This is a genomic window from Agrobacterium rosae (genome assembly GCF_002915175.1).
Taxonomy (GTDB): domain Bacteria; phylum Pseudomonadota; class Alphaproteobacteria; order Rhizobiales; family Rhizobiaceae; genus Agrobacterium; species Agrobacterium rosae.
Genome location: NZ_NXEJ01000015.1, coordinates 1 through 26,196, shown reverse-complemented (window position 1 = coordinate 26,196; position 26,196 = coordinate 1). Strand labels below are relative to the sequence as shown.

Here is a 26,196-nt window from a genome sequence, read left to right as displayed (position 1 = left end):
GAGGGTGATAATGAATTCCTTTAAACCCCACAGTTCTCACTGGGGCGCTTTCTCCGGGCGTGTCGTCGGTGGCCGGTTGGAGATCCGGCCGCATGACAACGATCCGCACCCCTCGCCCTTGCTCGGCAATCTCCCTGCTGTCGCAGACAGTCCCGTGCGTATCAGGTGCCCAGCCATCAGACGCGGATGGCTGGAAGGAAATAGTGACCACGCGCAAAAACGCGGTGCGGACGAATTCGTCGAGGTGTCATGGGAAGAAGCAGAGAGGATCGTCTCCGCTGAACTCAGCCGGGTCTATCAGACGCACGGCCCGGCATCTGTTTTCGGTGGTTCCTATGGCTGGTCAAGCGCGGGCCGATTTCACCATGCCCAAAGCCAGATCCATCGCTTTTTGAACGTCCTTGGCGGCTATGTGCGTTCCGTCAACACCTACAGTTCCGGGGCGGCGATGGTTATCATCCCGCATGTCCTTGGACCCTACGACAGCTTTGACCGAAAAAGCGTGACCTGGGACGCGATAGAACGCAGCACGGGCCTTGTCCTGGCCTTCGGCGGAATGGCCATCAAGAACGCCGATGTCCATGGCGGCGGTATCAGCCAGCACACGGTCCGGCAGAAACTGGGCGGCGCGGCTCAAAGGGGCGCGCACTTCATATCCGTTAGCCCCTTGAGGGATGATTTTCCCACAGAATTGAAAGCGGAATGGCTACCGATCAAACCCGGCACCGACGTCGCGCTCATGCTTGGGCTCGCCCAATGCCTCGTCTCAGAGGGATTGCATGATCAAGCATTTCTGCAGCGCTACACAGTTGGATATGATAGGTTCGAAAAATATCTCTCCGGCGAAGAGGATGGTCAGCCCAAAAGCCCGGAATGGGCCGCGACGATCTGCGGCATCGATCCCGAGACGATCTGTAATCTCGCGCGGAGGATGGCAAGCAACAGAACGCTGATCACTGTCAGCCACTCCCTTCAGCGGGCTGATTATGGCGAGCAGCCGGTCTGGACGGGAATTGTGCTTGCAGCCATGCTCGGCCAGATCGGGCTTGATGGGGGCGGCTTCTCCTACTCTCTCGGCGCGCTTGGCAATATTGGCAAGAAACTGCTGGCGGTCCCCTTGCCCACGCTTAGCCAGTTTAAAAATCCGGTGCCGGACTACATACCCTGCGCGCGCATTGCGGACATGCTGCTCGATCCCGGCGGTGAGCTCCATTACAACGGACATGCCCTGCGCTATCCGGACATCCGCCTCGTCTACTGGGCTGGCGGCAATCCATTCCATCATCATCAGGATATCAATCGGCTCAGAGCTGCGTTCAAGCGCCCCGAGACGATCATCGTTCATGAGTCCGCCTGGACCTCGACAGCCAGACATGCTGACATCGTGCTACCCGCCACGACCACCCTGGAGCGCGACGACATCGGTGCAGCCGACCGTGATTCCCTTATGATCGCGATGAAGCGTCTGATAGAGCCCGTCGGTGAAGCGCGTGACGATTATGACATATTTGCCAGTATTGCGCGGCAACTCGGCCATTTCGATGCTTTCACCGAAGGGCGTAACAGCCGGGAATGGCTTGCCTTTCTTTATGAAACGACCCGGTCTGCACTGGAAGCCCAGGGGCAGGACGCGCCGGACTTTGAAACGTTCTGGCAGCGCGGCGAGCTTGTTCTTCCGACGAAATCCGAGGATGGAGGTCCCGCAAACGCCTTCCGGCTAGATCCTGAGACAACGCCACTGCCAACGCCTTCCGGCAGGATCGAAATTTTCTCGAAGACTGTCGAAAGCTTCGGCTATGACGACTGCGCGGGTCATCCACGCTGGTACCCCGTACGAAGTGAGGTATCTGGTGAGACCGATCTTCATCCGCTTTACGTCGTCTGCAATCAGCCTCATCAACGGCTGCACAGCCAGCTCGATTTTGGCGATTTCAGCCGCTCGACCAAGATCAGTAACCGCGAGCCGGTTCGTATCAACCCGCAAGATGCAGCCCAGCGCGGGATTTCCGCTGGCGACATCGTGAGGCTTTTTAACGGACGCGGCAGCTGCCTGGCAGGGGCGGTGCTTAGCGAGGATGTCATGCCTGGTGTCATGCAGCTTGCGACGGGCGCATGGTTCGAGCCAAGCGATCCGGCAGCGGAGAAGACCATGTGTGTCCACGGTAATCCCAATATCCTCACCCATGACATCGGCACCTCGAAACTTGCCCAGGGCTCGACCGGGCAAATTACGAGGGTTCAGATCGAACGTTACACAGACGATCTTCCCGAGGTGAGGATTTTCGAGGCCATGACATTTGCGGAGCGCGACGACGAACTGGTGGCCCGACGTTCAGGTTGCATGGCGTAGCCGACGCCAGTTCAAGACAGTACTGAAACACCAATCCAAACAGCGGCGAAAATTGCGATAAATTAATCCCCTAATTCCATAGAAAAAGAACAACTAGTCTTTCTCTCTGCCGCGCGACTGCTAGGTTAGAGGTCAAGATAAACAGCTCTAACGCAAGGGACTGCGTCATGACCGGATTATGTAGAAGCGGGTGCGCTCCACGAGCTGGCGAGTTCCGATAGACCTTCACCAGCCCTAGCGGCGCTCCCTTTCCAACATTCGAAAGCTTCCACAGCTCGCCAGCGCAACGCGGCGGACATCGTCGACGCGTGGCTGCGATGCGCTGAAGAAGCCAAACATAACGAGAATTTCTATTTTCACTCAGGATTGCATCATGGTCAGACTCTTCCCAAAACGCTCTTTTTCCCGACGCAAGCTGCTTTTTACGGCATTTATCGCCGCCTCGGCAGCGCTCTTCCTATCCGCAGCAGCTCCGCTCGCAGTTCAGGCGGCAGACGGCCCGCATGACGGCGGCGACATAACATTCCTGATCGATTCCCTCGGCGACACCTGGATCCCCAACAACAGCGCCATATCCAGTTTTCAAGGACACGTCTGGGGCCATGTCGCAGACAAGCTCCTCTATGTGGACTCCGAAGGTAAAGCCAGCCCGTGGATCGCCGAGAAGTGGGAGCAAAATGACGCTGCCACGGAATTCACCCTTCATTTGAAGAGCGGCGTGACGTTTTCGGACGGCGAACCCCTGGATGCAAAGGCCGTGGTTGCCAATCTGAACATCTGGTATGCGGGCCGAAAAAACGAGGGCATCAACCCCATCGGCCTTTTCCCGAAAACCTATGACCGCGCCGAGGCCATCGACGCCACCACGGTGAAGGTGTTCTTCAAAAAGCCGACGCTTGGCTTCATACCAACGCTTGGCTACCATGGCTCAATCCTGATCTCTCCCAAGACGATTGCCCAGCCCGCAAGCGTGCAGGCTGATCTCAGCAAGACAGCCGGCAGTGGCCCCTATGTCGTTGAATCCTGGAAGGAGGGTGACCACGTCACCCTGGTCAAGCGCAAGGATTACAATTGGGGTCCGTCCGCCGTTGGCCACACGGGTCCGGCCTATCTCGATACCATCACCTACAAACTCGTGTCGGAGCCGTCACTTCGCGTGGCTTCCGTCCAGTCCGGTCAGGCGGATGTGGCTTATAATGCCTCTCCCCAGGAGTTGAAGTCGCTGAAGGAGGAAGGGTTTACCGTTGTGACGCCACGTTATCTCGGTTTCGTCAATGGTTGGGCCGTCAATACCAAGCTGCAACCCTATGACGACGTGAAGGTGCGCCAAGCTCTTCAGTCCGGCATAAATCGCCAGGAAATTATCGACACCGTCTATACGCCGGACTGGCAACTCGCAAAGTCCTTCATCCAGAGCAACGTGCCTGGCGCGACAGACCACAGTGACCTCTTGGCTTACAGCCCGGATAAGTCGGAAAAGCTTCTGGATGAAGCAGGATGGGTGAAGGGCGCGGATGGCGTTCGTGTCAAAGACGGCAAGCCGCTGGAGTTAACGATCCATTCCAACCCCTATCTGGCCACGTCGAAATCCGTCGATGAACTTATTGCACAACAGCTCGGAAAACTTGGCTGGAAGGTCAATATTCGCACTTACGACGTCGTCACGTTTGGCGAAAAGGTCAAGTTCGGCGGTGCAGCAGTGCCGACCTACGAAGTCACGCGCAGTTTCATCGATGCCGGCACCGTCGCAAGCATCCTGACGAACGCCAATAATGGTGAGAACTGGTTTGCTCTGGATGAGCGTGACGCAACCCTGAACGATTTGCGCGACAAGATTGCCGGTGCCGGCTCCGTGGAGGAGCGCAAGCCCCTGCTCGAGAATTTGCAGAAATATGTTCTGGAGCAGGGTTATTTCATTCCGCGCACACAGATCGTCCAGCGTATCTATGTGCAGTCTCCAAACCTCAAGGGCGAAGTCTATAACGGCGTAGCCTATGCCAGCTACTACACGGCTTACATTGCCGAGTGAGACGCAACTCATGAATAAACTCAAGGAGGTGACGGCATGAGCAATGCTTACCTAACCTACGCCGCAAAACGGCTCGGCCAAGCGATTGTCGTCATCCTTCTGGCCTATATCTTCACCTTCGTGGTCGTCAGCATTTTGCCTGGCGACCCGATTACCAGCGTTTTGCGCAACCCGCAAAACGGCTTTACCGAACAGGAAATTGCCGAGATCATCGCTGCGCAAGGGTTGGATCAACCGGTCATCGTACAGCTTTGGCACTCTCTATCGTCATTTCTTACCGGCGATCTCGGCATGTCGATGCGCTCAAATCGGCCCGTCTCAACCTTGATTGCCGAGGTTCTGCCATCGACTCTCGTTCTGGCGGCATCAGGCTTAACGGTTGCCCTGATCCTGGCCTTTACTGTTGCCTATGGTACGCAGGTTGTGCCGAAGAAATATGGGCAAGGCTTGCTTCGGGCCTTTCCCTCACTTTTCTTGTCGACACCAAACTTTGTCATCGGCCTGTTCCTGATCCATCTTTTCGGATTTCAGCTGAGACTGTTCCGGGTGATCGAGCCGGACAGTTTTTGGGCAACCTTCTTTGCCGCCATCACGATCGGCATTCCTTTTTCCGCGCAGATTGCGGAAGTTCTGATTGCCAATCTCGATCATGAGGCCGAGCAGGATTACGCAGCGGTGGCGCGCAGCCGCGGCATTGGGCCGAGGCGGCTCTTTGCCACCCATCTTCTCAAGCCCGCTTCGCTTCCGGTCGTCACGGTCATTGCACTCACGGTGGGTGAGCTTCTCGGCAATTCGCTGATCACTGAAACCGTCTTCGGGCGCACGGGAATTGGTAGTCTGGTGCAACGCTCTGTGAGCACGCAGGATCTACCGGTTCTTCAGGCGATTGTCTCGCTCGGTGCCGTCGTCTTCGTGGTCGTAAATCTGATCGCCGATCTTCTCTATCCATTGCTCGACCCACGCGTGAAAATCATCATTGGCGCCAAGCGTCGCCAGTCCATCGCCGATGACGCAAGTCTTCCTCTGGGGACAGGAGCAAAGCCATGAGCCTCATCTCTAGTCCGGTTTCTGGCGAAAGCTTTTTTGACAGGATCAAATCCTTGAATATCACGCCAACGGTTGCGGTCGCCTTTGCGGTCATCGCCATCGTCGTTGCGTGGTCGATTGCGCCGCAATTCTTTACCAGCCACAGCCCGGTCAATGGTATCCCGGCTGACAAACTGCTTGGACCAAGCCTGGCCCACTGGTTCGGCACGGACCATCTGGGACGTGACCTCTACACGCGTGTCGTTTACGGCACCGCGTCATCCGTATCGAGCGCACTGGTCGCCGTGGTGATTGGTGTGGTGATTGGCGGCCTGATCGGACTGCTTGCCGGTTTCTTCGGTGGGTGGATCGACGTCGTCTTTGCCCGACTTGTCGATGTGCTGCTGTCGATCCCGAAATTTCTGCTTGCCGTCATCATCGTCACGGCCATCGGCTTTGAAACAATCAATGCGGCAATCGCAACGGGGATTTCGGCCATCGCCTTCTTTGCGCGGGTGGCCCGCTCCGAAGTCATCAAGACCCGCCAAGCGACCTTTGTCGAGGCGTCATTTTTACTCGGCGGTTCGCGTCGCTTTATCGTTCTGAGGCATGTGCTGCCCAATGCATCGCGCTCGATGCTGCCGCTTGCCGTGTTGCAATTCGGCGAGTCCATCCTCGTCATCGCAAGCCTGGCTTTCCTCGGCTATGGCGACCCGCCACCCTCCTCCGACTGGGGCCTGCTGATCTCTATCGGCAAAGACTACCTCAAATGGCCCTGGCTCGTTTATGCGCCCGCGTTCGTTACGATCGTGACCGTCCTCTCTGTCAACAGGATCAGCCGATGGCTTCGCAAATCGCACTGATAGCGCCCACCGAGATCGAAACTGAAACTCGGCTTCCGTCATCACGACCCGCAACACCGCTCCTGACGGTGGAAAATCTTGGCGTTTCTTATGGTCAACAAGAGGTCGTTCACAATGTCGGCTTTGAAATCCGGCGCGGCGAAAGCCTGGCCCTCATCGGTGAATCGGGCTCGGGTAAGTCCACGATCGCAAAAGCGGTTCTACGGCTCCTCCCCAATGGCGCAGCCGCAACGGGCAAGGTGGTGTTCGACAGACAGGATATACTCGCTCTTCCCGAAAGGCGCTTCAGGCCGTATCGCGGCCGGGAGATTGGGTTTGTCCCGCAGGATCCAGGCAATTCCCTCAATCCTGTCCGCACCATCGGCTCTCAGGCGCTTGAAGCCGCGGCCCTGACGGATGAGGTCAATCCGGCGGTTCGCAAGGCGCTCATTTTGGAGACCTTTGCCAAGGTCGGCCTCGACAATCCTCAACGTGCGTATGATTCCTATCCGCATCAGCTTTCTGGCGGAATGCTGCAACGTGTTCTGATTGCGCTTGCGATTTTGCCCCGCCCTGCCCTTCTGGTTGCCGATGAGCCAACCTCCGCGCTCGATGTGACCATTCAGAAACGTATCCTCGATCTGCTTTCACGGTTGCAGGAAGAGCTGAACATCAGCCTCCTGCTGATTACGCATGATCTTGCCATTGCCGCAGAACGTGCTGACAGCCTGGTCGTCCTCAAAAACGGTGTCATCCAGGAAGCCGGCAAGACATCCACTGTCTTTTCGTCCCCCAACTCTCTTTACGCAAAGAAGCTTCACGGTGACGTGCCAGCTCTTAATCCAAACCGCTACGCAAAGCTGCGCGACCCGGGTTTCAAGCAGAACACGCAAAAGAAACCTGCGAAAATTTCGGTCAACGGTGTCACCAAGAGCTTCACGGTTGACGGCAACATTCTGACAGCCGTGGACGATATCTCCTTCAGCGTCCCCGCAGGTACGACTCACGCGCTTGTTGGCGAGTCCGGCTCGGGCAAGACGACGACGATACGCCTTCTGCTTGGGCTTGAAGAGCCGGAAGCCGGTTCGATCACCGTTGGCGAAGATGTCGTCAGCAGCAAGAGCCGCTCGGATCTTCGATCCGTCTGGCGGCACCTGCAACTGGTCTATCAGAATCCCTTCACCTCGCTTGATCCTGCCTGGAAGGTCGAGCAGCTCATTCGCGAACCACTGGACCGCTTCAAGATCGGGACGCCAAATGAGCGCTCCGAGGCGGTCAAGGAAGCGATCGCCAATGTGGGATTGAGCGAAAACCTGCTGGAACGCAAGCCGTCAGCTTTGTCGGGTGGGCAACGTCAACGGGTGGCAATCGCGCGCGCGCTCGTTTTGAGGCCGGACGTCATCGTGCTGGATGAACCAACCTCGGCACTTGATGTCAGCGTGCAGGCCGACATTGTCGAGGTGTTGCTGTCGCTCCAGGCAAAATTGGGCCTGACCTATGTCTTCGTGTCCCATGATCTCGCACTCGTTCGCCAGCTTGCACATACGGTCTCCGTCATGCAGCGGGGTCGCATTGTCGAGCATGGAAGCTTGTCGGACATCTTCGCCAATCCACAGCACGACTACACGGCCTCACTGCTGGATTCCATCCCCTCCGGGATTGCCGAGGTCAATGGCTCAAAGCGCGCGATCCAACGCGTTCAACGCAAGGAACATATCGGATGAATATCGCAGCCCCTTCCGCAGAGCTTCCGGTTTCGTTTCGACCGAAACAGCGATTGGGGTTCAATACGCGTGTTTCGTTCAATGACGAAGATGGACCGGCCCATGGGCTGCGGGAGGGCATCGAGCTGTTCAAACAGGCAGAACGTCTGGGATACCAGTCGGGATGGGCCTATCAGCGGCATTTCGACCACTATCTTTCCTCCCCGCTTCCGTTTTTCGCAGCTGTCGGCCAGCACACACACAACATCACGCTTGGTTCGGCCGTCATTCCCATGCGCTATCAGGACCCAATTCTGCTGGCGGAGGCGGCTGCGACGACAGACCTATTGATTGACGGGCGGCTTGAACTTGCGATTTCGACCGGTGCCAATGGCGCGTTCGACGCTGTTTTCGGTGACGTCGATACCGACTCTCGAACAGAGGCCAAACGTCGTCAATCGCGCTTCCTGTCAGCTATATCAGGAGATGTTCTGCACACCGTCACCGAGAAGAACAACGGGGTGCCAGTCGGCGCAGAGTTGCGCGTGACGCCGCACAGTCCGACATTGTGCAGTCGCATCCGGCAAGGGTCTGCCAGCATCGATTCTGCTGTTCAGGCGGCTGAACTCGGTATCGGCCTTATATCCGGTACGGTTCTGCACGGTTATGACGAAGGCGAGAGCTTTGGGCACTATCAGGCCCGCATCATCGAGGCGTACCGCACCCACTGGCTGCGCTTGTGGAAGACACCGCCGCCGCCAGTCGCTGTCGCAGCCTCCATTCTGGTCGGCACGACGCCTGAATTGCGGGAAAAATATGCGGCCTACGATCTTGAGCGCCGAACGGTGGGCATTGCCGCCTCGCGGCCCAAGGGTGCGCTTGCGCCTGCCAGCGCACCTTCCAGAGCACAGATTTCTCCTGTTTTTCAGGGCTCAGCGGATGAGGTCATAGAGGCAGTCTTTAACGATCCAGGCTTGGCTGCAGCCGATGAACTCGTACTGTTCTTGCCGCCAGCCTTTTGCCTTTCCGACAATATTCGTCTGCTTAGTGATCTGGCAACGACTGTCGCGCCCGCATTGGGTTGGACGCCCGCGAGTCTCGACACGTCTCTGAAGCAATCTTCGATCTGAGGTTCTAGAGCGCCTCTGTAGTCAGGCAATATTTTCTATAATATCCATAGAAATAGAAAGACCTGTCTTCCTCATTTGCGAGCCGGGCTTTAGCTTTTACCAACATTCGAGAACACAAAGGAGCTCCCATGGCCGCGGAATTCATAAGCGTCAGCTTTCCCAATGCGTCAAATGATCTAAATCCTGTTCCGGATGCTCCCATTGATCCGCTGTTTCTGGAGCGTTATGCGCGCGCGCTCGACGATTACGGGTTCAACTATACACTCATTCCCTATTCGTCCTCTTCTTTTGATCCATTCACGCTGGGTGCCACCGTGCTGGCGCACACCAAGCACATCAAGATCATTGTCGCCCTGCGACCGAACACGGTTTATCCGACGGTGGCTGCGAAATCACTTGCCACACTTGATCAGTTAAGCGGTGGCCGCGTGGTCGTCCACTTCATCGCTGGTGGTAGCGACGATGAACAGGCGCGCGAAGGAGATTTTCTCACCAAGGACGAGCGATACGAACGGCAGGAGGAATATATCCGCATTCTCCGGCTGGCGTGGACATCTACCGAACCCTTCGACTTCGATGGAAAATATTATCAGTTCAAGCAGTTCCGTAGTGCTGTGCGTCCGACAAACGGCCTTATCCCGATCTCCCTTGGCGGCTCCTCCGACGCTGCCTATCGCATCGGTGGCTCCCTATGCGACATTTTCGGTCTTTGGGGTGAACCTCTCGCGGAAACGAAGCAGCAAATCGACCGCATCTATGCCGAAGCGGCAAAGGCTGGCCGAACAGATCGTCCGCGTATCTGGGTCACCTTCCGGCCCATCGTCGCAGAAACGGATGAACTGGCTTGGGAAAAGGCGCATCGCGTTCTCGATCAGCTGAATGCCAACCGTCAAAAGGGCCTTTCCCGCGCTCCCGTCAATGCGATCACACCAGCCAATGTCGGCTCGCAGCGTCTTCTCGATATCGCAAAGCGCGGCGATGTGCATGACCGGGCGCTTTGGTACCCGACTGTTACCGCGACCAATGCAAGCGGTGCGACAACCGCGCTGGTGGGATCTCCGCGCACCATCGCCGATTCCATTCTCGATTACATCGATCTCGGCTGCGATCTGATCTCGATCCGAGGCTACGATAATTTCAACGACGCCATCGATTACGGGCGATACATCCTGCCCCTCGTGCGCGAAGGCATCCGCGAGCGCGAAGACGCAAAGAGGAAGGCAGCCGCCTGATCATGGGCGTCCGGTCGCAGAGCCGGGCAGCACCATCTTTCTCTTCCAAAACATCGGAAGCCACGCTCTGGCTGGTTCCGGTGTCGGTTCCCAGAAGGTCGTAACCAGCATGTCCTATGATCCCACCGCACTTGATAGAGCTGTGCACATCGTTGCCGAGGCCGCCCCAGATGCGGATCAGACCGGTCAGTTTCCCTGGACCGGCATTCGCGCCGTTCATAAAGCCGGTCTTCTCGAAAGCACTGTTGCGACACGCTACGGCGGTGCGGGCGGTACCCTCAGCACGGCCGCTCATATTCTGGCGGCACTTGGGCGGGGCGACCCTTCAGTGGCGCTGATCAGCGCCATGACGATTTTCAATCACTTGGGGCAGGCCGCCAAAGGCCACTGGCCGGAAGGCCTGTACCGGCAACTCCTATCCCAGGCAAAAGACCAGCCGCTGCTTTTGAATGCAGCACGTGTGGAGCCTGAGCTCGGTTCGCCTGCTCGCGGTGGATTGCCCGCCACGCGGGCGCGCAGGACGGCGAACGGCTGGGCGATCACGGGTCGCAAGCGTTTTGTGACGGGTGCTTATGGCCTCACCCACTTCCTTGTTTGGGCACATACCGATGAAGTTCAATCACGCATCGGTACCTTCGTCGTACCGAACGGCTTGCCGGGCATCACGATCATCGAGAACTGGAAGAGCCTAGGCATGCGGGCAACGGGTTCTCACGATGTCGAATATGTCAATGTTGAAATTCCGGTGGAGAATGTATTGGAACTGGCCGATCCTTCGGTTGCCCAACAGGATAACCGCAGTCACGCAGCAATGAACCTCGCCTTGACGGCAATTTACCTTGGCTCTGCCGAAGCAGCACAAGAGGCATTCATTCGGTTCGCGCACGAGCGAGTTCCCGCCAATCTCGGCCATCCTGTCGCACAGACCGAACGTTTCGTGACACTTTCAGGAGAAATCGATCTTCTGGTTTCAGGCGCGCGCCAGATCATTTTTGGCGCGCTTGACGGTGATCTGAATGACGCCGAACGCGTAATCCGCGCACGACTTCTGGCGGGCCGTCAGATACGCGATGCCGTTCAGATCGCAGTCAGAGGCATCGGCAATCCTGGACTGAATGTCGATCTTGGTCTGGAGCGGCATTTTCGCGACATCCAGTCCGTACTCGTCCACGCTCCACAAGAGGACACCTCCGTCGCCATTCTCGGCCGTGCGGCGTTCAATCGCTGGAAGAGCGTCGAGAGTGAACGGATGAATACGCCAATTGCGGTCGCAAAGACGGCCTGACACGTGCGCATGCCACACCTCCGTGTGCCCCCAAAGAAGAGATTACAAATGAGCAGTAATCTAATCGTCGGCTTTTCAGGCAACACGACGCGCGCCTCCAGTATCGTCCGACTGAGGCAAATGGTAACACCCCAAGCTGTTATTAAATGTCGCGTGATCAGCCTTTTGCGACAATTTTTGCGCGAGTCACGAGGAACTGGGATAACGGCCTTGATCGCGTCTCGCATCATGAAACATCACAGTACAGTGGAGCAGCTTGCTCCGGCTTAAACTGGGTCCACTCCGGCAACCAGTCGCGATGGGCAACAAGCAATTCTTCAACGAGTGACCAAATCTGGTCGAGGTCAAGTTCTGCTGCCGTATGGGGATCCAGCATAGCTGCATGAAAAATATGCTCCCTGTTTTCTGTCATTAATGCAGCGACAGTCAGTTCCTGTACGTTAATGTTGGTGCGCATCAGTGCCGTCAGTTGCGGCGGTAGTTCGCCAACAAAGGTTGGCTGGATACCGTTATGGTCTACAAGGCATGGCACCTCTGCGGCACAATTGGCTGGCAGTGAGGTGATGCAACCATTGTTGCGCAGGTTGCCATAAATGACAGATGGCTCCCCCGTCCATACCGAGTTAATAATCGATGAGGCGTATTCCTTGGACTTCTTGACCTCTATCTTCTGTGCGGAACGATAGGCCTTCGTTTGACCTTTCCACTTTTCAATTTGCTCAATGCAGCGTTTTGGGTACTCGTCCAACGGAATGCCAAACTTTTTGATGAGATCGTCACGCCCGTCCTTGATGAAATAGGGCGTGTATTCGGCAAAATGCTCCGAACTTTCGGTCACGAAGTAGCCGAGGCGGGTCAGCATCTCATACCGCACCTTGTTGACGCATCGCGGGTTCCAACCCGGCTTCGGCGCGCGACCTTCACGATAGGCGCGCACAAGATCGGGGTACAGGTTGCGGTAACTGCCATCCGATTGACGATGTTCGAATTCCAGAAAGAACGCCATGTGGTTGATACCGGCGGAACGGTAGCGGATTTCCTCATAGGGAATTTCAAGGTCTTCAGCCAGTTCCATCGCTGTGCCCTGTACGGAATGGCAAAGCCCAACCTGGCGGATCGTCGGGTACTTTTCGGCAATCGCCCAGGTGTTGATGGCCATCGGGTTCACATATTGCAGCATGATCGCCTCAGGGCAGACGGCAAGCATGTCTTCGCAAATCTTCCACAAATGCGGAACGGTGCGTAAGCCGCGCATGATACCTCCAACGCCCAGTGTATCGGCGATGGTCTGGCGCAGGCCGTATTTTTTGGGCAGCTGAAAATCTGTAACCGTGCACGGCTCGTATCCGCCAATCTGGAATGCGACGACGACAAAATCCGCGCCGCTCAGCGCCTTGCGCTGATCCGTATGGGTTTCGACGGTCGCCTTCACACCCAGCGTCGAAATTAGCTTGTTGACGACGATGACGCTTTCTTCCAGACGCTGCGGGTTGATGTCCATCAGCGCAATCTTTGCGCCGGACAATGCGGGGCGTTGCAGCACATCGCCTATGATATTTTTCATGAACACCGTCGATCCGGCCCCGATGAAGGTGATCCGTGGATTTCTTGCCATATGTGTCTCCGATAGCAGGTCAGGCGATTTCGAATGCGGCTTTGACAAGCCGTTGGGTGTAAGCGGTCTGTGGATTGGCCAGCACGTCTTCCACTGGCCCTTCCTCCACAATGCGACCGTTTTGCATGACGATGACCCGGTGGCAGAGCGCGCGCACCACCTTCAGATCATGCGAAATGAACAGATAGCTCAGCCCTCTTTCATCCTGGAGCTTGCGCAGCAGGGCGATGATCTGAGACTGGACCGAAAGGTCGAGCGCCGATGTCGGCTCATCCAGCAGAATGAACTCCGGCTCCAGCGCGATGGCGCGGGCAATCGCGATGCGTTGCCGCTGGCCGCCAGAAAACTCATGCGGGAAACGCGACAGAATGTTGGTGGGCATGCCGGAAGCGGACAGCGCATCGCACACACGCTCCAGCCTCTCCGCCTTGTTCGCTCCCAGCCCGTTGACGATGAGCCCTTCCTCGATGATCTGGCCGATGGTCATGCGGGGATTGAGCGACGAAAACGGGTCCTGAAACACCACCTGCATCCGCGACCGCAAGGGCCGCATCTCAGTGCGGGACTTGCCATGGATCGGCTCGTTGTCGAAGAGAATACGGCCGCCCTGCGGCTCATTCAGCCGCAGCAGCGATTGCCCGAAGGTCGTCTTTCCGGACCCGGATTCGCCCACGATACCAAGGGTTTCATGCCTGTGAATCGTCAGCCCCAGACTATCGACCGCAATTAACTCTCTCAGTTGTGGCTTGAACACACCACCATGCCGCAACATGAAGGATACCCGCACATCGCTGGCTTCCAGCAACATTGTAGAGCCAGATGGCATTGGTTGAGCCTGCCCCTGCGGCTCGGAATCCAGAAGCTTTTTGGTGTAGGGGTGGCGCGGGTTGGTGAAGATGTCTTCAGTCGTGTTGTGCTCACGCACCTCGCCATGCTGCATGACATAAACGTAATCGGAAAACTTCCGCACGATAGTCAGATCGTGAGTAATGAGCACGACGGCCATGCCACGGGCCTGCTGCAACTCGCGGATCAGGTTGAGAATTTGCGCCTGTACCGTCACATCCAGTGCCGTTGTCGGCTCGTCGGCAATCAGCACGTCCGGATCATTCGACAAGGCCATGGCAATCATCACACGCTGACGCTGCCCGCCGGAAAGCTGGTGCGGATATTGTTTCAACCGGGCTACCGGGTCCGGAATATGCACTTGTTTCAACAGTTCCAGCGCCCGCGCCTCAGCCTGCTTGCGGCTCATTCGGTTATGAACGCGGATGGCTTCAACGATTTGGCTGCCGATGGTGTAGATCGGGTTCAGCGAACTCATTGGCTCCTGGAAAATCATCGCCAGACGGTTACCGCGCATGGCGCGGCGCGCACGTTCCGGTAATTTTAGAATATTCTTTCCCTCGTAGGATACGGAAGCGCCACTTGAAACAACGGCGCGTTTGGACAAGAGCCCCATGATGGTGCGCGCCGTGACGGATTTGCCGGAACCGGATTCCCCGACAATGGCGATGGTTTCACCGCGATAAAGCTGGAACGACACGCCTTTCACCGCATCGACGGTTCCATGTTCCACCTTGAAATTAACCGCAATGTTGCGGGCATCGATGATCGGCGCATCCTGGCGCGATGCGTGGTCGAAGCGAGTATCGGGCGCAAATGATGCCAGCGAGGACGTCACCATTTTAGTCTCCTCTCAATAGGGATCGACAGCATCGCGCAGACCATCGCCCAGCGCGTTGAAGGCAAAAACAGTGACCAGAACGAAACCGACCGGAGCCAGAATCCATGGATAGGAACCGATGACCGAATAGGTTGCCGTATCCTGCAACATCAGCCCCCACGAAATCAGCGGCGGTTTGACGGCAAAGCCCAGGAAACCAAGGAAGGATTCCAGCAGTACGACACTGGGAATATGCAGTGTGACAGCAACGATGACGTGGCTCATGACATTGGGCAGAATGTGCTGGAAGATGATGCGCTGGTCCGTTGCGCCAATCGCCATGGCGGCACGCACATAATCAATACGCGCCAGCGCCAGCGTTTTGCCCCGCACTTCACGCGACATCTGCGCCCAGCCCAGCGCCGACATAACGACCACGACAAAGGTGAGGAACACGTTGGTGGGAGCGGTAACGGGGATAAGCGATGTCAGCGCCAGATAGAGCGGCAATTGCGGGAAAGCGAGAACGATTTCCACAAAACGCTGCACCCACGCATCCACCGAGCCGCCGAAATAACCCGATATCAAACCGACGCTGGTGCCGATCACCGTCACGATAAACACCACGCTCAGCGCGATGGCGAGAGAAATCCGCGAGCCGTGAATGGCACGTGACAACACATCGCGACCAAACTTGTCGGTTCCCAGAAAATGCACGGCTTCACCATCCACGGCACCAAAAAAATGCCTTTGCATGGGAATAAGGCCGAAGAGGTCGTAAGGTGCACCTTTTACGAAAAAGCCAAGATAATGGGGCTTATCGTAATTGGGCCCCACGATGGGCTGGAAGGTTATCGGGTCAAGCTCTTCCGTTTCCGCCAAGGCATAAATACGCGGCCAGATGCTGAGGCTGCCATCTTTTTCCATAACGCTGATGCCCTGCGGTGGCGTGAAACTGGCACCCGTTTCCCGAGGGTCCATAGGTGCGAAAAAATCGGCGAAAACAGCGATGAGGATGAGAAGCACGACCAGAACCAGCCCGACCATGCCGGTAAACGAGCGTCGCAGCCGACGCCAGACAAGAGCCATGTAACTTTCGTTTGCGCGCTGCTCGGCAACGCTGACGACCTGTTCCTGACCTGTAGAAGAATGAACGGCAACCATGTTACGCCCTCCCCAATTCGCGCACACGTGGGTCGAGCAAGGCAAGCAAGATGTCTGCAATGATGTTGCCGACAATCAGCGTTGCGGCGAGAACCATCATGAAGGTTGCGGTCACATACACATCACCAACCGCCATGGAACCGACGATGGCGGGTCCAACGGTTGGCAGTGCGAAGATGATCGCCGTCTCGATCTCGCCGGTCAGCATATAGGGCAAGACGACGCCCTGATACATGACCAGTGGATGCAGCGCATTCGGAACTGCATGGCGCATGATGACAGCGCCTTCTGAAAGACCCTTGGCGCGGGCCGTTTCGACATATTGCGCGTTCAGCGTATCTAGCAAATTGCCGCGCATGACGCGCATATTGTAGGCCAGACCGCCGAATGTGGCGATGGCAACGACAGGCCAGACATGGCTGACGAGATCGACGAACTTCGCCCATGACCACGGCGCGCCGCCATATTGCGGAGAAAAGAAACTGCCGATTTCGGCGACATTGAAGTGGAACACCATCAGGTAAACCATGATCAGTGCCATCAGAAAACGCGGGATCGTCATGCCCAGAAAGGCAATGGCGGACAAAAGATTATCAACCCACGAATATTGCCGTGTCGCTGCCCATATGCCGAACGTAATGCCGAGTATTGATGCGAAAAGGTGGCAGACCAGCGCCAGAAGAAGCGTCCGCGGCAGGCGTTCCCCCACCACCTCGGCAACCGGCTTGTTATAATAAAAACTGTAACCAAAATCGCCGCGGGTAACGATACCGCCAACCCAGTTGAAATACTGCACCACGACAGACTTATCGAGACCATGCTCGATACGGTAGGCTTGCGCCTGCGCTTCTGCCTGTTCAAACGATGCGCCACCCTGATTCATCAGTTGAGAGCGAATATAGTCTGCGTAATCGCCGGGCGGTGCCTGAATGATCGCAAATGTCACGACGCTGAGGATCAGCATCACTGGAATGGCAGAGCTGAGGCGAACGAAAAAGAACCTGAGCATAACGAAATATCTCCCTGCATTGCGGTCCCGCTTGTGATCGGTTCCGCTTTTTCTCCCCGTCCGGCCGCGCTTCACGCGCGACCGGTCATGGTGTCTCCGGGAGGGAGCTAGTCTATGGGGCCTTTATCACCGGGCTTGCCGGGGAGTTGCTGCGGGAAGAGTTCGTATTTGCCCTGCTTATCGGCAGCGACCCAAACCCGTTCGCGCATGATCGAATCTTCCGCCCAGTTGAACATGAAGATCGGTGTTCCCTGCGGGACGTTGGAGAAGCGTTTGTTGATGATCAGCGCACCGGGATATTCCGTCAGACCAATCGTGTAGAGGTTTTGCGTGTAAATCCTCTGATACTGTTTCATCAGTTCAGCCCGTTCCGCATTGTCCTGCGAGGCAATGAAGCGGTTGACGAGATCGACCATTTCTTTTTCGAACGGCATCAGGTCCACTTGCTTGCCTTCCGGTGCGCGGTGGTTCCAACTGGTGCGAGGACCAACGGGTGCAAGCTGTTCGGTGTTCTGCACCACAGAGGCAAGCTCCGTCGTATTGCGGCGCACCAGCCAATCGAACCGGCCACCATAATGCGCGTCGTCGCGCTGGTTACCATCCAGCGAGTTCAGCACCACCCGCAGACCCAGCTTTGCCATCTGGCCAACCAGACCTTCGGCGAGGCTTTTGTCTGTCGTATAGGTGTTGTTGACGAGCAGAACGATCTCGACATTCTTGCCGCCTGCCGTGCCCGCTGGGAAGTTCACAAAGCCATCGCCGTCCGTGTCTTTCAGCCCAACCTTGGCAAGAGCAGCCTTTGCTCCTTCAAGATCATAGGGGTAGTAGACTGTCGAGTTACGGTCATAAAAACTCGTGCCGGAGGAAATGCCGCCGGGATAAATCGCCGTAAACGGGCCTTTGACCAACGAGTCGCCAACGGCCTTGCGGTCAATCGCAGACGTCACCGCCTCACGGAAATCCTGATTGCGGTTCAGTTCACGAATGGCCTGTTCACGCTCATCCGGCGCACCCCAGCCATTGCCCGAAAAGTTCATTTGCAGGTTATAGCCGATCAGACGCGGACCGAAGGCAAGACGGGCGGGCGCCTTTTCGTCGGCAGCGCGTTTGAGAGAGGCCACGAAGTTTTCTGGCTGCTCCAGATTGGAAAAATCGCCGGATCCGGCCACAGCCTGCACATCGCGGTCCGCCCAGGTGGACAGCTTGTAGTGAATTTCATCGAGATAAGGCAACTGGTGGCCCTTTTCGTCAACCTTCCAGTAATAGGGGTTGCGGCGCAGGACGATAAGGTCGTCTGGGCGATATTCCACCGGCGCCCAAGCACCCATCACCGGCATGTTCATATATTCCGGCGGGAAGGCATTCTTGAACTGGTTATAGGTGTTTTTCGAATATTTCGGATGTTGCGGTTTCAGAATATGCGCCGGGCCGGGGCAGAAGTTTGGATAGGCCATGGTGTAGAGATATTGTTTGGGAAACGCGCTCTTGAATGTCCATTCAACCGTGTAATCATCGATCTTGGTAAGGGTCGTCCCTTCCCCGAAGGCTTCCGGTGATGCACCGCCACCAAGTGGCGAGACATTCGGATCGACCACACCATCCTCCCAATAGAACATGATGTCTTCAGACGTGAAAGGCACACCATCCGACCACTTTGCACCCTTGACGAGGTGCATCGTCAGCTTGTGACCATCTTGAGACCACTCCCAGCTTTTCGCCAGATTGGGCAATGGTTGAGTATCTTTGGCATCCACCTGAAACAGCGGCGCGGTGCGTGTCAGGCATTCCGAAAGCGCAATATCGATGCCGCCCCAGCCTTGCGTTTGGCCAGCCATATAATTCCAGCCTTCCGGACGCCCGCCGATGACATGGCGCAAGGTATCGCCATACACGCCTATACCGTCAGGCATATTCCCGGTCTTGTAGACCAGCGGCTCCTCCGGCAGACGTTCCTTCAGCGGCGGCAGTTTGCCGGTCTTTTCGAATTTTTCAGAAACCCAGTCGGGCTCGGAGTAATTTGGCAGCGCCTTGAATTCCAGAATGGAATCGCGCTCCACATATTTGATCTTGCCTTCAGCGGGAAACTTCGCTGGCTCGGGCGGCGCGGACGTTTGAAAAGCGTGTGCATTCATCGCGATCAGCGAAACACCGAAACCAAGGCATGCACTCAAGAAAATCTTGCGTTTATGTTGCATCGTCATGTCCTCCCAATGGCGCGACCAAGCACGCCCTCCCTGATGGTTCCCGGAAACAGGCGGCACCGACGCCTCCTCGCGCCGATGCTGCCGCAGATAAATCAAACCGCTTTTTTCAATAACGCTTTTTCGGCCCGCAACTCTTCAATTGATCTGACATTGCGCCGTGCAGCACCTGCCCAATCGCGTGTTTTGACGGTGGATCTGGAAAGACGATCCTTTGCGGCTGGTACGGCATCTGCATATTGTGGCAACCAGCGCGCCTGCGCGACCACCATTTCATCGACCATCTGCCACACCTCTTCAGGTGTCGAGACAGCACCCACCAACGGGTCATGCAGAACGGCGAGTTTCAGAAGATCGATATCGCCAGTGACAGCGGCATGAACCGACATGCGCTGAACGTTGATCGAGGCCACGCAGGTTGCCGCGCAGGCTTCCGGTATGGTGATGCCGGAGACCATGTTGATGCCGAAACGGTCTACAAAACCGGGCGACTCGATGATCGCGTCGTGCGGCAAGTTGGTGATGACGCCATTGTTTCTGACATTGAAGTGGCCGCGATACACACGCCCCGTCTCCAGCGCTTCGAGAATATGACTGGCATGTTCGTTCGAGCGTTTGGCCGGATCGACAGGCTTCGACGCCTGCTCCAGAAACTGCGGAAACTCCGTTTCGAACCAGTTGCGGGTTTCCGTCGAATGCCGCAGATAACCGCCGGTTTCGCCGTGAATCCAGTCTGACATATCGATCCAACGGCCGATTTCGTCTGGGCGCTTGCGATACCATGGCAGATATTCCGAGAGATGGCCGTTACTTTCCGTGGAATAGACGCCAAAGCGTTTTAACACATCGATGCGCAGCTTTTCCTGTTGCGAAAAAACCGGATGGGCTTCAAACGCGGCAATCAGCTCATCCTTGCCGATCTTGCGGCCATTCAGCCTCAGATCGACAAACCATGTCTGGTGGTTGATGCCGGAGCAGATGTAGTCCAGTTCAGAAACGGACTTGGCACCCAGCACTTCCGCAATCTGTTCCGCGCCGTGCTGAACGCCGTGGCACAGACCAACCGTATCGACCTTGCCGTATTCGATCGCCGCCCATGTGTTCATGGCCATTGGGTTGGCATAGTTCAGGAACTTGGCGCCCGGCGCTGCGACTTCGCGGATATCCTTGCAGAAATCCAGAATGACCGGAATGTTGCGCTGACCGTAAAGAATGCCGCCCGCGCAGATCGTATCGCCCACGCACTGGTCGATGCCGTATTTCAGCGGTATACGAATATCATCCGCATAGGCTTCAAGGCCGCCAACCCGCACGCAACTGATGACGTATTTTGCACCTTCCAGAGCAAGGCGGCGCTCTGTCGTGGCCGTAACCTTTACCGCCAGACCGTTGGATTCGACGATGCGATCAAGGATCGCTTTAATCATCTCGAGATTGTGTTGGCTGATATCGGTCAGCGCGACTTCGACGTCGCGAAATTCAGGCACGCACAAAAGATCGGTGAACAGTTTTTTGGTAAAACCGACACTTCCTGCGCCAATGATAGCGATTTTGAAACTCATGTTGGCACCTTCGTTTGCGAAATGAATGCGAAAGATGGGCGGGCAACGTGATCACGAAGGAAGGAAGATAGTATTAGACAATGACTGAATAACAAGGATTTTCCTCCCAATTCCCCACTTGATCGTCTCCTCGATGCGGGATTATGCTGATAATATCCGCAAGGGCCAGAGAAGGATTATGCTTTTATGGGTAAATTTGTGCTGCAGGATTTGATCGATCAAGGACCGTCCATGCGGACGGTTTCTTTGCCGCGTGGCAGGCAAACCCTTCACACAATGCCTACCAGCAGCGGCTACGAAATTCGCCGTGGCAGCGGTTATGACTGGGATGGACGCAAGCGCGGACAAACCCCTTTCACCGTTCTGCAATATTGCATTAGCGGTGAAGGAAACCTGCGGTATGAGAACAACACCTACCGCGTCGGGGCCGGTGAAACCTTGTTGCTTCTCATTCCCCATAACCACCGCTACTGGCTGGAGGAAAATGGTCACTGGGAGTTTTTCTGGATATCCATGAATGGCGAGGAAGCCCTGCGTATTCATCGTGATATTCAAGCCGTGACCGGGCCTGTCCTCAAGCTTCAGCCAGAGACCGTAGATCATCTGGCGCTCTGTTGTTCGCGTCTCGTCAATGGTGCCGAAACGCCTGGAGCAGCTTCTGCCGTCGCCTATGAAGCAACGATGGCGCTTTACGACGATGTATTTGGCTCCCATCCCTCGTTCGGTGGCGAATACCGCACTATGCAACACGTGCTAACGTACATCGACAGCCATCTTGATAGGAACCTGTCCGTAAGCGACCTTGCAGTCGTTGCGGGACTCAGCCGCGCCCATTTTTCCCGTATTTTCACCGCCAATGAAGGCCTGCCCCCTGCCGAATTCGTATTAGAAAAGCGGTTGCGACGCGCGGCCAAACTTCTGACGACGGCAGCAAACATGCCCATCAAAGAAGTGTCTGTGCGCTGCGGCTTCGAAGACCCGAATTACTTCTCGAAGGTCTTTCGGCGGCTCTATGGCATCAATCCGAGCGAATTTAGAAGCACCGGCATGTATTCAAGTGTCCGATCACATCATGAAAAAAATACCCCAGCACGTGGGGGGTGAAACTTTACCATAAAGGCTTCCCCTCAGCGGATACTGTCGCAGCGAAGTGTGAGGTCGCGGGTTCGCATTCTTGGGCCTCCAGAACTCAGATATTTGGCGAAGCTATGGATCTAAGTAATTGATATCAAGAGCATCGTTAACACCCAGGCCATAAATTCAATATAAACGCTCCCCGTTTGTATCGCAGCGAAAACAGACAAGGCCGGTAAATCTTTTATTGCCGCTCTCTATTCATGTGAGAATACTCACTGGTGAATAGGTGCTTCAATTCCGCGCAAAGAAGTGGGGAGACCACACATTTGCGCAAATGTCAGTGTGCGGCGAATTCAAGGAATTGTTTAGCAAATGCCACAGAGCAGCCAGCGGGCTGTTCTTTCATGTGCAGATCTAGACACCTATCCGCCCTTTGCCTATGGGTCGGAGGCTTTGGACTAAAACGATACTTGCAGCTCCTGCACAAGCGCCAGTCTGTGCGTTCGCTCCACGACTTTTTTTGCGATGTGTGCAGGCATTGGGAGGTCCTGAAGTTCCTTCGACCAAGTATCAGCGGCTTTTTCAACGGTATCGGTCACCACCTTGCGGGCAATCTTGGCTGGAATACCGCAGAGTTCGGCGACTCGCTCGAACCGTTGCAGTTTGACGATGAAGGGATTCACTGTTTCCCTGAACTTTAGCGCCAGATCGTCCTTGCCATCATAAAGAAACGTGGGAACGATGTCGTAGGCCGGTGTCAGACTACCGGATGCGCCATCGACATATAGTAACGAATGGTTCTTCAGGTGCGCGTCGCCATTGCCCATTAGTATGTTGACAGTCAATCTCCGTACCATCTCGACAAACGATCGTGATCCACCCCCGAAACGACGGGACATATTGACGACGGTCTCCTCGTTCGCAGCCGTATACTTACGGTCTTTGGGAGCGCCGAGAACCTGGCAGAAATCCTCCATATGGATACGCCTACCGCCCGCGCGGTCAAATCTAGAGATGGCCAGAACATACGCACCGTGTTCAAGAATGTCTTCCCCGATGTCAGATACCGAACCCGAGGCCACCAATTCGCAATTTGGAATCGAAACGCCAGCAGACTCGGCGAGCTTCATCGAACTGAATTCGACTTCCGGGAGAAACTCGAACTTTGGACTGGGCAATTTGGCTATGATGTCGCCGTTAATTCCCGTAGCGGGAAATGTGAGACGCTCGTCCTGTTTCATCATGCTCATCTTGAGCTGCACACCTGCTAGAGAGAAGCGGATGGCCTTAGGTCCACCTGCTTCCTCGATCTCCTGAAGTGGCGGCGTCGGGTAATTGGCACCACCTTCGGCGCGAACGACAACAGCGCCAGGTAGATCGTGCCCAAGGTACGCAAGTACGTCGAAGTCTGACGTTCGCCCGCTGGGAAGTCCCTTGTTCACCAGATCGCGCAGGGCACCTTCGGGAAGTAGATTACTGAACCATGGATGTAAATCCCGGCCAGGCTGGGTTATGGTGCCTGATTGTAGCATTTGGACGGTGCGTTCTTCGTCTCCTAGAAATCGCACGGACGAACTCAGTAGTGGTCGGCTTTCTCCTCGCTCGATGTATGAGCGGTCAACTTCGAAACTCATCATATCCGCTTCATCGCGTATAAGTGTACCGACACGAACTTCCTGTTCATTGGATACGATGGTTACACCAAGCGTATCGGTCATATGTTCGATCCCCTTGGGCTTTCTTCATCATCGCCATCCGGAATGAAAACGTCATCCATGACGTTACCCGCGAACGTCCGCTTCTTTTGGATGGGAGGGGACAGGTGTTCATCGATGATTGAATGCACCCGTCTCGCCATTTTTTTGGGAACGAAGATAATTTCAGCCTCCAAAGCTTCCGCGATCGCCTGAAGTGTCTCAGCCTGAGGGTTTTGTTTTCCCGTTTCGAGCCTGGAAACATAGCCCTGATCGATCCCGATCAGCATACCCAACTCACTCTGGGTCATTCGAAGGGCTTTTCTCAGCTTCTTCACACCTTCCATAAACTGAAAGAACATGCGCGCTCCGTTTATATGATACCTGGTACATATTCAAAGTAAAATATGTTTCAGCATTCATATGCAGTCAATAGGCGAGGACGCGAAATATGAAACTAAGAACATAAAATGACAGAAAATGTATTTTACATCATATTACGCTATACTCCTATATGTTTGAAAACCAGGCGAGACGGGAGCGATTTGAGTACCTTCCTAATCATCTATTGATTGATCTCCTAGAGCCGGAGCCCGCCGACCTCGCTAGCCTGCTCGAAGCGAACCAGGTTCTGCTTGTAAAGACCTTCGAGGATGGCGGCGAAACCACTGTGAGGTGGCTGTTCAGCCTGTCGACCATATCGCCTAGCTCCTCGTGGGTCACAAACCGCTGCGCCACCTCGGCCGCCGCGACGAGACCTTCGGATTTCCTCAGGATGTCGAGCACTTATGTCGTGTGTTTCGATTTTTCAGGAGAGCGGCACCTCGCCTGGTGAGGAGTGTTCGGTCCGCCGTAGTGTTCCGTTTCGGGTCGGTCGCGCCCGACAAGCGAAAATCCGGATCGTAGCATGCGATTACGGTCTGGAATGCCCGACCCTGCGCTTCAAGCACGCAAGCCGCAGTTTTAGTCCTATGTGGCGCACGGGCGGTGCAACCACCCAGACGTTGCCGGATAACTCTTGGCTTGAGCGGTCCGTCAGATGACAAACAACGCGAGAGAAAAATTCTCAGTTGCACCCCGCGCTCAGGTCGCTGGGACGATGGCGCAACATCGGTGCGACAATTGTCTTGATCACCTGAACATCTTTCACCGGCGACGAGATCGGCTGTACGACACACAACTTAGTGGTTGGTCAAAAATGACCGGCTTGAAAGCGAACACCATGATGGACTTTCCAAACGCCTCTTGCGATCTGCCGCGGTGTTTCGAACAAACAGATGACGCAGTGCCATGATCAGCCGGTTTGCCCCCGGGACGATACTAACCGGCGTGACATTGAGGATCCCTCTTGATCGTCGCTCATCCAGAGGGCCAGTCCACTATATCAACAGCTTCAATGCCCAAATTCAGACGCCTAGGAAGCGACCGTCCTATCAGCTTGCATGCACGACAGGTCGCGTCGACTGCACCCCCCCCTCGATAAAGCTGCGAAATGTCCGATACTCGATTGTCTCAATGACATTGTTCTGAAGGCAAAATAGCGAAGATCAACTAACCTATCCTCGAATTTGCCGCCTACTAACTCTACCCATTGACGATTTACATTAATTTAACTCAGGAATGCATCACCCTTTGTACGCCACCGGAGCGTGCCAGAATTGCAACACGGGGCATCTCCATATTCCGTTCCGGGGCTTTTAGGCTGATAAAAGTTTGCCTCCGACCGCGCGGCGATGTCAGATACAACCATAACTTTGGCGACATCCTGACCGGCGCATCCCACCGCCGTTTTGTAACATAAATGGAGTTCACTATGAACATCAAAGGCCTTCTCATCGGCTCCGCTGCAGCCCTTACAACTATCTCTGGTGCGCAGGCTGCCGACGCTATCGTCGCTGCCGAGCCGGAGCCTTTGGAATATGTTCGCGTTTGTGATGCTTTCGGCGAGGGCTTCTTCTACATCCCAGGCACTGAAACTTGCTTGAAGTTTGGTGGTTATGTTCGTTTCCAGACGGATTTTGGTCGCGACGAGTCTGGCACTTCCGATTGGAACTCCTTCACGCGCGCTCAGTTTGAAGTTGACACAAAGACAGACACAGAACTCGGCGCTCTGCGTGGTTTCATCGGCTTCCGTGGCAATGCTGAAAACGGTTCGGCTGCTTCCTCTTCCGTATTTGTTGACCAGGCCTTCATCTCTCTCGGCGGCCTGACCGTTGGTAAGGTTTACAGCGAATGGGATAACGACCTGAACGGCGAAACAGACATCCTGTCCACCAATACGCTGTTCAACTCTATTCGTTACACATACGACGCTGGCTCTTTCTCGGCCACTCTGTCTGTTGACGAACTTGAAGGCACGCTTTCTACACGCGATAACAACGTTGGTATCACTGGTGTTGTTGCTGCGAAGTTCGGCGCAGTCAGCGCAACGATCGTCGGTAGCTATGATACAGACCTCGAAGACGGTGCCATCCGTGGTATCCTGTTTGCTGACATCGGTCCTGGCACACTCGGTCTTTCCGGCGTATGGGCTTCCGGCGCAAACTCTTACTACGCAGTGTCCGAATGGGCCGTTGCTGCTGAATACGCAATCAAGGCAACAGACAAGCTG

18 protein-coding genes are annotated in these 26,196 nt (G+C 55.6%); 10 read left to right on the top strand and 8 right to left on the bottom strand.

The annotated features are described in order from the left end of the window. The first annotated feature begins 10 nt into the window (after nt 1–10). The 8 genes from CPJ18_RS25935 to CPJ18_RS25900 all read left to right on the top strand — a co-directional run bounded on the left by CPJ18_RS25935 (nt 11) and on the right by CPJ18_RS25900 (nt 11,597). Nucleotides 11–2,350, top strand: coding sequence for a molybdopterin guanine dinucleotide-containing S/N-oxide reductase (locus CPJ18_RS25935; RefSeq protein ID WP_103660438.1), 2,340 nt, complete (start codon nt 11–13; stop codon nt 2,348–2,350). Between the two features lie 373 nt (nt 2,351–2,723). Continuing rightward, the gene (locus tag CPJ18_RS25930; RefSeq protein ID WP_197710916.1) at nt 2,724–4,379 is read left to right on the top strand and encodes an ABC transporter substrate-binding protein; all 1,656 of its coding nucleotides are present in this window, start codon (nt 2,724–2,726) and stop codon (nt 4,377–4,379) included. Between the two features lie 36 nt (nt 4,380–4,415). Beyond that, complete coding sequence (locus CPJ18_RS25925) at nt 4,416–5,426, top strand: ABC transporter permease (protein ID WP_103660436.1); 1,011 nt, start codon at nt 4,416–4,418, stop codon at nt 5,424–5,426. Next, on the top strand, nt 5,423–6,268 hold the full coding sequence (locus CPJ18_RS25920) for an ABC transporter permease (RefSeq protein ID WP_077104704.1): 846 nt from the start codon (nt 5,423–5,425) through the stop codon (nt 6,266–6,268). The genes CPJ18_RS25925 and CPJ18_RS25920 overlap by 4 nt, the downstream gene beginning before the upstream one ends. Continuing rightward, nucleotides 6,247–7,971 (top strand): dipeptide ABC transporter ATP-binding protein, encoded by a 1,725-nt coding sequence (locus CPJ18_RS25915; protein ID WP_103660435.1) that lies wholly within the window; start codon nt 6,247–6,249, stop codon nt 7,969–7,971. The genes CPJ18_RS25920 and CPJ18_RS25915 overlap by 22 nt, the downstream gene beginning before the upstream one ends. Continuing rightward, nucleotides 7,968–9,080 (top strand): LLM class flavin-dependent oxidoreductase, encoded by a 1,113-nt coding sequence (locus CPJ18_RS25910; protein WP_103660434.1) that lies wholly within the window; start codon nt 7,968–7,970, stop codon nt 9,078–9,080. The genes CPJ18_RS25915 and CPJ18_RS25910 overlap by 4 nt, the downstream gene beginning before the upstream one ends. 128 nt (nt 9,081–9,208) lie before the next feature. After that, entirely contained in the window at nt 9,209–10,312 is a 1,104-nt protein-coding gene (locus tag CPJ18_RS25905) for an LLM class flavin-dependent oxidoreductase (protein ID WP_077104698.1), read from the top strand. Between the two features lie 109 nt (nt 10,313–10,421). Beyond that, on the top strand, nt 10,422–11,597 hold the full coding sequence (locus CPJ18_RS25900) for an acyl-CoA dehydrogenase family protein (RefSeq protein WP_103660433.1): 1,176 nt from the start codon (nt 10,422–10,424) through the stop codon (nt 11,595–11,597). Between the two features lie 226 nt (nt 11,598–11,823). Here CPJ18_RS25900 and melA (CPJ18_RS25895) read toward each other — a convergent pair whose 3' ends face one another. The 6 genes from melA (CPJ18_RS25895) to melA (CPJ18_RS25870) all read right to left on the bottom strand — a co-directional run bounded on the left by melA (CPJ18_RS25895) (nt 11,824) and on the right by melA (CPJ18_RS25870) (nt 20,814). Continuing rightward, entirely contained in the window at nt 11,824–13,212 is a 1,389-nt protein-coding gene (gene melA, locus CPJ18_RS25895) for an alpha-glucosidase/alpha-galactosidase (RefSeq protein WP_103660432.1), read from the bottom strand. Between the two features lie 19 nt (nt 13,213–13,231). After that, nucleotides 13,232–14,899, bottom strand: a complete 1,668-nt coding sequence (locus CPJ18_RS25890; RefSeq protein WP_103587796.1) for an ABC transporter ATP-binding protein — start codon at nt 14,897–14,899, stop codon at nt 13,232–13,234. Nucleotides 14,900–14,911: 12 nt separating this feature from the next. Beyond that, on the bottom strand, nt 14,912–16,042 hold the full coding sequence (locus CPJ18_RS25885) for an ABC transporter permease (RefSeq protein WP_077104691.1): 1,131 nt from the start codon (nt 16,040–16,042) through the stop codon (nt 14,912–14,914). Nucleotide 16,043: 1 nt separating this feature from the next. Further along, complete coding sequence (locus CPJ18_RS25880) at nt 16,044–17,051, bottom strand: ABC transporter permease (protein ID WP_077104689.1); 1,008 nt, start codon at nt 17,049–17,051, stop codon at nt 16,044–16,046. A 107-nt stretch (nt 17,052–17,158) separates the two neighbouring features. After that, nucleotides 17,159–19,246, bottom strand: a complete 2,088-nt coding sequence (locus CPJ18_RS25875) for an ABC transporter substrate-binding protein (protein ID WP_103660446.1) — start codon at nt 19,244–19,246, stop codon at nt 17,159–17,161. 101 nt (nt 19,247–19,347) lie between these two features. Continuing rightward, nucleotides 19,348–20,814 (bottom strand): alpha-glucosidase/alpha-galactosidase, encoded by a 1,467-nt coding sequence (gene melA / locus CPJ18_RS25870; protein WP_103660431.1) that lies wholly within the window; start codon nt 20,812–20,814, stop codon nt 19,348–19,350. Nucleotides 20,815–21,000: 186 nt separating this feature from the next. On the opposite strand from melA (CPJ18_RS25870), the gene CPJ18_RS25865 reads away from it, so the two are divergent. Continuing rightward, nucleotides 21,001–21,918 (top strand): AraC family transcriptional regulator, encoded by a 918-nt coding sequence (locus tag CPJ18_RS25865; protein ID WP_077104685.1) that lies wholly within the window; start codon nt 21,001–21,003, stop codon nt 21,916–21,918. Between the two features lie 431 nt (nt 21,919–22,349). On the opposite strand, the gene CPJ18_RS25860 is transcribed toward CPJ18_RS25865, so the two are convergent. Continuing rightward, nucleotides 22,350–23,609 (bottom strand): type II toxin-antitoxin system HipA family toxin, encoded by a 1,260-nt coding sequence (locus CPJ18_RS25860; protein ID WP_103660430.1) that lies wholly within the window; start codon nt 23,607–23,609, stop codon nt 22,350–22,352. Then, on the bottom strand, nt 23,606–23,947 hold the full coding sequence (locus tag CPJ18_RS25855; RefSeq protein ID WP_103587792.1) for a helix-turn-helix domain-containing protein: 342 nt from the start codon (nt 23,945–23,947) through the stop codon (nt 23,606–23,608). The genes CPJ18_RS25860 and CPJ18_RS25855 overlap by 4 nt, the downstream gene beginning before the upstream one ends. A gap of 1,451 nt (nt 23,948–25,398) precedes the next feature. Between CPJ18_RS25855 and CPJ18_RS25845 the strand changes: the two genes are divergently transcribed. Beyond that, nucleotides 25,399–26,196 (top strand): porin (locus CPJ18_RS25845; RefSeq protein WP_103660428.1); only part of this gene is annotated, 798 nt, incomplete at its 3' end.

Excerpts from the sequence above, each read along its gene's own strand:
- CPJ18_RS25935 (WP_103660438.1), top strand. The coding sequence starts at position 11 with ATGAATTCCTTTAAACCCCACAGTTCTCACTGGGGCGCTTTCTCCGGG.
- CPJ18_RS25930 (WP_197710916.1), top strand. The coding sequence starts at position 2,724 with ATGGTCAGACTCTTCCCAAAACGCTCTTTTTCCCGACGCAAGCTGCTT.
- CPJ18_RS25925 (WP_103660436.1), top strand. The coding sequence starts at position 4,416 with ATGAGCAATGCTTACCTAACCTACGCCGCAAAACGGCTCGGCCAAGCG.
- CPJ18_RS25920 (WP_077104704.1), top strand. The coding sequence starts at position 5,423 with ATGAGCCTCATCTCTAGTCCGGTTTCTGGCGAAAGCTTTTTTGACAGG.
- CPJ18_RS25915 (WP_103660435.1), top strand. The coding sequence starts at position 6,247 with ATGGCTTCGCAAATCGCACTGATAGCGCCCACCGAGATCGAAACTGAA.
- CPJ18_RS25910 (WP_103660434.1), top strand. The coding sequence starts at position 7,968 with ATGAATATCGCAGCCCCTTCCGCAGAGCTTCCGGTTTCGTTTCGACCG.
- CPJ18_RS25905 (WP_077104698.1), top strand. The coding sequence starts at position 9,209 with ATGGCCGCGGAATTCATAAGCGTCAGCTTTCCCAATGCGTCAAATGAT.
- CPJ18_RS25900 (WP_103660433.1), top strand. The coding sequence starts at position 10,422 with ATGTCCTATGATCCCACCGCACTTGATAGAGCTGTGCACATCGTTGCC.
- melA (WP_103660432.1), bottom strand. The coding sequence starts at position 13,212 with ATGGCAAGAAATCCACGGATCACCTTCATCGGGGCCGGATCGACGGTG.
- CPJ18_RS25890 (WP_103587796.1), bottom strand. The coding sequence starts at position 14,899 with ATGGTGACGTCCTCGCTGGCATCATTTGCGCCCGATACTCGCTTCGAC.
- CPJ18_RS25885 (WP_077104691.1), bottom strand. The coding sequence starts at position 16,042 with ATGGTTGCCGTTCATTCTTCTACAGGTCAGGAACAGGTCGTCAGCGTT.
- CPJ18_RS25880 (WP_077104689.1), bottom strand. The coding sequence starts at position 17,051 with ATGCTCAGGTTCTTTTTCGTTCGCCTCAGCTCTGCCATTCCAGTGATG.
- CPJ18_RS25875 (WP_103660446.1), bottom strand. The coding sequence starts at position 19,246 with ATGCAACATAAACGCAAGATTTTCTTGAGTGCATGCCTTGGTTTCGGT.
- melA (WP_103660431.1), bottom strand. The coding sequence starts at position 20,814 with ATGAGTTTCAAAATCGCTATCATTGGCGCAGGAAGTGTCGGTTTTACC.
- CPJ18_RS25865 (WP_077104685.1), top strand. The coding sequence starts at position 21,001 with ATGGGTAAATTTGTGCTGCAGGATTTGATCGATCAAGGACCGTCCATG.
- CPJ18_RS25860 (WP_103660430.1), bottom strand. The coding sequence starts at position 23,609 with ATGACCGATACGCTTGGTGTAACCATCGTATCCAATGAACAGGAAGTT.
- CPJ18_RS25855 (WP_103587792.1), bottom strand. The coding sequence starts at position 23,947 with ATGTTCTTTCAGTTTATGGAAGGTGTGAAGAAGCTGAGAAAAGCCCTT.